Consider the following 5,420-nt stretch of genomic DNA (forward strand, 5'->3'; position numbering starts at 1 on the left):
GGGGCGGCGCGGAGCCGTTGGGCCGCCTATGCCTTCACGGCCGGGCTCAGGATGCGGCGCAGCTGTACCGCCCAGACCACGATCGCGGCCAGGGCGATGGAGACCACGGCCGTGGCCATGCCGGCGCGGATGCCGGCGGACACGGTGATGCTGCTGGCGACCAGGGCGCCGAGTGGGACGCCCAGCCCGGAGGAGAGCATGCGGCGGGTGGTGTTGACCCTGCCCTGCAGCTCGGAGGGCGTGACCTCCTGGGAGTAGGTCATGGTGTTCACCAGCACGACCAGGTAGGCCGTTCCCCACACCGCCAGCGCCACCAGCGCGATCCGCCAGTCGGTGGTGAGCACGACGACGAGTCCGAGGAGTGCGCCGATCGGCAGTACCCCGAGGAGCAGCGGGAAGGCGTCGAAGCGCCGCCGCAGCCGGGGAAGCAGCAGGGATCCACCGATGCCGCCGGCGCTCCACGCCATGTAGAGCAGGCCGATGCGCCCGTCGGAGCCCTGGATGCCGAGGACGCGGTCGGCGAAGACGACGAGCTGACCGACGATGGCTCCGCCGGAGAAGGACTGCAACGTGCCGACCACCGTCAGGGTCCGCAGCGTGGGGTGACCGGCCAGGAAGCGCAGGCCCTCGGTCACCGATTCCCGGAAACCGGGTCGTTTGCCCGGCGAACCGGCGGGCCGGGAGGCGACGTTGGTGACCGCCCTGATGAACAGGGCGGAGCAGGCGAAGCTCAGCGCATCGAGGGCGAGCGTGCCCACTGGGTTCATCAGCGCGATGAGAGCGCCGGCGACGGCGTTTCCGGCGATGCGGACGACAGTCTCCGCACCGTAGACCGCGCTGTTGGCCTGGGCGAGTTTGTCCTTGCCGACGATGTCGGGGACGAATCCGTAGACACCGGCGTCGAAGAACAGCGAGAGACTGGAGGAGAGGAACGCGACCACGACGACGTGGGTGACCGTCAGGATGTCCAGGGCCCAGGCCGCCGGGATGGAGGCGAGGCTCAACGCGCTCAGGCAATCGGTCACGATCATCAGGGTGCGCCGGTCCATGCGGTCAGCGACAGCACCGGCGATCAGGCCGAAGGCGAGGTAGGGCAGTGTTCCGGCAGCCGCGACCAGGGAAACCAGGAAGGGAGAGCGGCTTTCCTGGAAGACCAGGACGGGCAGCGCGACGGTGGTGATGGCGGATCCGAGGCCGGAAACGGTACGGGAGAGCCAGAAGTTCCGGAATCCGCTGATCTGCCTCAGGGGCGGAGCTTGAGTGGTCGACATGGCGTTATCTGTTGGTCTTTCTGCTCGGGACATGGGAGAACGTGCGGGAACACACGGGAACGGCGGCCCTGGAGACGGGGACGGGGGACGTGGGTCAGGAAAAGTCCTGTGCCAGGTGGGACAGGACGTCCGGTAGTGGGCCGGGGTGGAGCACCTGCAGGAACCGGCCGGCCCTGGTGAGCGCCACGTAGAGGTCGCTGAGGCCCCGGGCGGAGCTGTCCAGCATCCCCTGGGGGTCAGCCACGATCACCGAGTCGAACTCCAGCCCCTTGGCCTGGCGGACGTCGAGTACGACGACGTCCCTCTCCAGGTCGACGTTCGCGCCCCAGGAGACGTCGGGAATCCGCGTGGCAACGGCGGCGGCGAGCCGTTCCAGGTCGGCGGTGGGAGCGACGACCGCGGTGCGGCCCCCCGCCACGCGGCGGGCCGCGCAGGCCGCGACCTCGGCCAGCCTGGCGGGGAACTCCTCCGGCGTGGTGCCTTCGCAGCGCGGCGGTTCGGCGCCGTGGCGTACCGCCCGCGCCGGCAGCAGCTCGGGAGAGATGGCCTTCAGTACCTGGCTGGACGCCTCCATGATCTCGCCGGGGGTGCGGTAGTTGACGGTGAGCTGCGACAGTCGCCAGCGGGTGCCGAAGAAGGGTTCCAGGGCTTCTCGCCAGGACGTCGCGCCGGCCGCGTCGCTCGACTGCGCCGCGTCGCCGACGACGGTGAAGGAGCGGGTGGGGCAGCGGCGGACCAGCAGGCGCCAGGTCATCGGGGAGAGCTCCTGCGCCTCGTCCACGATGACATGGCCGAAGACCCAGCTCCGGTCGGCCGCCGCGCGCTCCGCGACCGTGCGCAGGTCCGTCTGCGTGTGCCACCCGGCGAGCTGGTCGGCGGTGACCAGATCAGCGGCGTGCAGCTGCTCGTCCGAGGTTCCGTCCGCGTCCCGGGAGCCGCGTGCGATGTCCAGGACTCCTTGGGCGTAATCCCGTTCGGCGGCTCGGCGGGCCGCTTGCTGCTCGGTCTCGGCACGGTCGTCGTACCCCAGTAGTTCGGCGGCTTCGTCGAGGAGGGGTACGTCGGATGCCGTCCAGGGCGCACCCCGTTCCCGCACCAGCAGGGCCCGTTCCTCCTTGCCGAGCTCGGGTGCGGCCGCAGCGAGGCGTGCGGGGTCGGCGTAGAGGTCCTCCAGCAGCTGCTCCGGGGAGAGGAGCGGCCACAGCGAGTCCAGGAGTCGTCGGGCGGCCGGGTCACGGGGCAGCGCGTGCAGCCAGTTGGCCTTGCGGTCGGCGAACTCGGCGGGCAGCCGCGCCCTGAAGTCGTAGACTTTCGCGTCCTGTCCGAACACGCTGGCCAGGTCTTCCTGTACGGCGCGGTCGAGGGCCTCGACGTCCATCTCGCCGGCCAGGACCTCCTCGAAGCGGGTCTCGATATCGCCGATGACGCGGGCCAGCCGGTCGGCCAGCTCCTCGAAGAGGATGTCGCGGAACACCGGCCTGGCCAGGTTGTGCTGCCGACCGTCCTCGGTGGCCCGGGCAGCCGCGTCGGCCAGGAAGTCCTGCGACAGCCGGATGTGCTCACCACCGATCAGCGCGTCGACTGGCGCGGTTACGGCGGCCTGCCGCGCCCGGACGGCACGGTCGAGGACGTCCGCCATGACCAGGCGCCCCTTGATCTCGGCGGAGGCCGCCGGCTCCTCGGCCGATGCCGAGAGACCGGGGTACAGCCCGCCGACGGAGGACAGCAGCACGCTGGTCTCGCCGAGACCGGGCAGCACCTGGCTGATGTACTCCAGGAAGACCGAGTTCGGTCCCACCACCAGGACGCCGCTGCGCTGCAGCCGCTCGTGGCTGTAGAGCAGGTAGGCGGCGCGGTGCAGGGCGACGACCGTCTTGCCGGTGCCGGGGCTGCCCTGGACCACCATGACGCCCGCGAGCGGCGAGCGGATGATCTTGTCCTGCTCGGTCTGGAGCGTGGCGACCGCATCGTGCATCCGGCCGGTCTTGCCGTGCTGGAGGGCGGCCAGCAGGGCGGCTTCGCCGGAGAGCTGGACGTCGTCGGGCGCGGCCGAGGTGTCGCCGAACAGTTCGTCGTCCACCCGCAGCACGCGGCGGTCCCGCGTGTGCAGGTGCCGACGCAGGCGCACGCCTTGCGGGGCCGCGGCCGTGGCGGTGTAGAAGGGCCGGGCAGCGGGGGCGCGCCAGTCGATGAGTAGGGGGTCGTCGTCGGGACCGGCGCCGGGCACGCCGATGCGGCCGATGTAGAGGCGCTCGTCGTCGGTCCGGTCCAGCCGGCCGAAGCACAGTCCGTTCTCGGCGGTCTCCAGCGTGAAGAGCTTGCGGGCGAGCCGCTCGGCCGCGGCTCCGCGCTCCACCTGCCCCTGCGCTGTTCCGGAGGACTCGCGCAGCACGGTGCGAAGCTCACTGCGGATCTCCTCGCGCAGGGCGCCCAACGCGTCATGGAGCACGTCCATGTAGGCCTGTTCGCGGGCGAGTTCGGTCGACCGAGGCGGTTTTTCCAGCGAGGAAGACGAAGTGGAAGAGGTCATAGCGGACTCCATGGCGAAGGACCGGCGGGTGACGTCGGCCCGTCGGCGGGCATGCCGCGGTGGGCCGCGGCGGGTGATGGGCAGGACGGCCCCCGGCTGGGCCGGGTGGCGGACGTGGAACAAAAAAATGGTCGACACCGTCCCGGCCGGGTGGCCTGGAGGGTGTCGACCGGAAAGGACCGCGCTCCCGTGCGGGAGATGGCAGATGATGCTCGCACCCGAGAGTGCTGGACGATGACGCCCGCTGAGTGAATCGCCTCGGGGGAAGAAGATCCTGAGAGCCAGGACCGGAAGGATCATAGCAGGGGCGCGAGGAACTCGTCGAGGTCGACCTGTCGGACCCGCTCCACGCCCGGTGCCTTCGCCGAGAAGTCGAGCCGCGGCGACCGCTGTTCGTCGTGGAAGTAGACCGCCTCGAGCAGGCCGTCCGCGGTCTCGGCGAGGGTCGGGTTGGCGACGAGGTAGTCCCGTACGGCTGGGGTGTCCCGACACACTTGGAGCCACAGGCGCTTGTCGCCGAAGTGGTTCGGCGGCATGATCACCCGGGTGCCGAACCGGCGCTTCCACTGGAACGTCCCCTTGCTCAGGAAGGGTTCGGTGCCCTGGAAGTCGAGACGCCGCACGCCGTTCTCGGCGGCCCAGCCGATGAGCAGGTGGTAGATCGCCTTGAACGCGCCGCTTTCGTAATGCCGTTCGGCCCCGTCCTCCACGCCCAGCAGGCGCAGCGTGAGCACTTTCTGGCGGGGGTCCCAGTGGCACAGGGCCCCGCCGATCGGCTTGCCGTCCTGCGTCAGCCGGAACAGCCTGCCGGTGCGGAAGAGGCACTCGTAGGCGGCGTTCTTGCCCTCGGTCCGTTCGCGCGTGCCGTGCCGCCGGAACATGGTGGGGCGGTAGTGGCCGTCGTAGAAGGCCTCGAACCACTCGGGGTCGCCGTTCACCTCCCAGCCCCACTGATGGCGGCGCATGTCGCGGTTGAACTGCCACCGCTCGCGCTTGGAGATGGCCCGCCGCGCCGACTCCGGGTCACCGTCGAAGTCGATGACGAAGTGCACCCGCATGGGAATGACCAGCGACGCCTCCCTCGGCAGGCGGCGGGCGAGCGAGGCACTGGTACCGACCATGCGGATGTCTGCCTCCGGCAGCGCCGCGGGATCGCGCAACCGCGCCCCCGACACCAGACGCGAGGTCCGCACTGCCGGCGATCGGGCACCCTCTTCCCGGCGCAGCTCGGTGAACTCCAGGGTGTAGGCGAGACCTTCCCGCAGACCGGAGTAGCCCACCGACATGCCCGCGAGGTCCGAGCGGACGGAGGGAAAGGCCGCGGTCCGGCGGGTGTCCCAGTGGTCCCGGAGGCGGGTGACGAACGGACTGCCGCTGTTGCGCCAGTGGTAGCCGGCGTGCATGCGCACCCGTTGCGGGAACGGATCGCGCGAAGCGGGTTTTGCTGCGGACAAGGAGAGGTCACCTCGGCGCTGACGGTCGGTAGGCGGGGAACCAGCGGAGAAGGTCGGTCACAGTCAGTGCTTGACGGCAGTGAGGGCCAGCTGATGCAGTGCCGCTCGATGCCGGTGTCGCCGAACGGTCTGTCCAGCGAGCTGCTGGAGGAGCTGGCCGCGCTG

3 protein-coding genes are annotated in these 5,420 nt (G+C 70.5%); all 3 read right to left on the bottom strand.

Translation table 11 applies throughout. The annotated features are described in order from the left end of the window. Nucleotides 1-26: 26 nt before the first annotated feature. On the bottom strand, nt 27-1,271 hold the full coding sequence (locus tag ABD207_RS02670) for an MFS transporter (protein WP_344009746.1): 1,245 nt from the start codon (nt 1,269-1,271) through the stop codon (nt 27-29). 94 nt (nt 1,272-1,365) lie between these two features. After that, nucleotides 1,366-3,801, bottom strand: a complete 2,436-nt coding sequence (locus tag ABD207_RS02675; protein ID WP_344009747.1) for a HelD family protein — start codon at nt 3,799-3,801, stop codon at nt 1,366-1,368. Between the two features lie 296 nt (nt 3,802-4,097). Next, nucleotides 4,098-5,210 (bottom strand): hypothetical protein, encoded by a 1,113-nt coding sequence (locus tag ABD207_RS02680; protein WP_344009748.1) that lies wholly within the window; start codon nt 5,208-5,210, stop codon nt 4,098-4,100. Between the last annotated feature and the right edge of the window lie 210 nt (nt 5,211-5,420).

Origin of the sequence: Streptomyces thermospinosisporus, assembly GCF_039526425.1 — a bacterium.
GTDB lineage: Bacteria > Actinomycetota > Actinomycetes > Streptomycetales > Streptomycetaceae > Streptomyces > Streptomyces thermocarboxydovorans.

What these genes read in the sequence shown, in the direction of transcription:
- ABD207_RS02670 (WP_344009746.1), bottom strand. Translation starts at nt 1,271, where the DNA reads ATGTCGACCACTCAAGCTCCGCCCCTGAGGCAGATCAGCGGATTCCGG.
- ABD207_RS02675 (WP_344009747.1), bottom strand. Translation starts at nt 3,801, where the DNA reads ATGACCTCTTCCACTTCGTCTTCCTCGCTGGAAAAACCGCCTCGGTCG.